Annotated in this window: 1 protein-coding gene; it reads right to left on the bottom strand. The window is 77.2% G+C overall.

What is annotated here, in order from left to right; translation table 11 throughout:
- Positions 1 to 65 precede the first annotated feature (65 nt).
- Positions 66 to 1,130, bottom strand: a complete 1,065-nt coding sequence (locus ACFVZW_RS23240; protein ID WP_384524291.1) for a cytochrome P450 — start codon at positions 1,128 to 1,130, stop codon at positions 66 to 68.
- Positions 1,131 to 1,331 lie beyond the last annotated feature (201 nt).

Genomic DNA, 1,331 nt, shown 5'->3' with positions numbered 1-1,331 from the left:
GGGCCCGGGGCGGGGGGTGGGAGTGGGGGTTTCTTGCCTATCCGGCCGGATCGGCAAGACACCCCCTAGCCGTGCGGGCGGACCAGGAGGTTTCGGGGGGATCGGGTGATCACGCCCGTGCGTTCGGGGCGGAAGCCCTCCGTCAAGCGGAGGTGGGGCATGGCGTGGAACAGGGCCCGTAGGGCGTACTCGGCTTCCAGGCCCGCGAGGAGGACCGCGGGGCAGGCGCCCCTGCCGTAGGTGAGCTGGTCGGCGTCGTCGCGCAGCGGGTCGTAGCGGTCGGGGTCGCGGAAGCGTTCCGGGTCGCGGCTAGCGGCTCCGATCAGCAGGGCGACGGGCTCCCCCGCCGGGATCGTGCCGCCGGTGACCCGCACCTCGGCGCCCGTGCGCCGGACGGCGATCTGCACCGGCGGGTCGCGGCGCAGCGACTCGGTCCAGGCGCGGGCGATCTGCCCGGCCGGGGCGTCCAGGAGGGCCAGCGCGTGCTCCCGGTCGACGAGCACGTTGGCGAGGAAGTTGGCGAGGGCCTTCTCCCGTACCGAGATCTGGCCCGTGCACTGACCCGCGAGCGCGGAGGCGGCCCGGCCGCGGACCAGCCGCATCATGTCCCGGTAGGGCACCCCGACGGCGGCGGCGACCGTGCCGGCGGGCAGCCAGTGGCAGAAGTCCGCGACCAGGTCGGCCTGACGGCGGTCGGCGATGCGCCGGGCGAGGACGAAGGCGGTACGGGCGGCGACGCTCCGGAGCTCGCCCTCGTCGACATCGGCGTGCGAATCCGCGCACGGAGGGTCGCCGGGCCGGTGGCCGTGCGTGAAGCGGGCGTCCGTGAGGGCCGTGGCGACGTCGGCGTACCGGCTGAGCACCCACGCCCGCAGCAGCGGGTCGTAGGTGAGCGGGAACTCCTCCCGCAGCACCCGGTGCACGCGGTGCGGGTCCCGGCCGGCGCCGGGATCGAGGGGGCTCGGCGCGACCGTCCGAGTCCGCGACCGCTCGGCGACGAAGGGCGCGTCCGCCCGGACGCGCGCGGCGCCGGGGCCGTGCGCCCATACGCGCGGGGGCTGCGCGGGCTCCATCCGTGGCACGGTCGCCCAGCCGTCCGGCCGTATGCCCGCGTTCGGCTCGTCGTTCATCGCGCCCCCTGTCGGACACCTGTCGGAACACCGTGAGTGCGTCTCCCCACCCCACCATCGCGTCGGAGCCACCGCAGCCCGCACACCGCCGAACGGGTGAATGCCGGCGGCACCTCACCGGAGACGGGGGGGGGGGGGGGGGGCGGCGCCCGCCCCCCCCCCCCCCCGCGCGCGCGGGGGGCGCGCGCGCGGCCGCGCGCC

This window comes from Streptomyces sp. NPDC059567, from assembly GCF_042735655.1.
GTDB lineage: Bacteria > Actinomycetota > Actinomycetes > Streptomycetales > Streptomycetaceae > Streptomyces.
The sequence above is the reverse complement of the archived record's forward strand: the minus strand, read 5'-3'. Positions and strand labels throughout refer to the sequence as shown.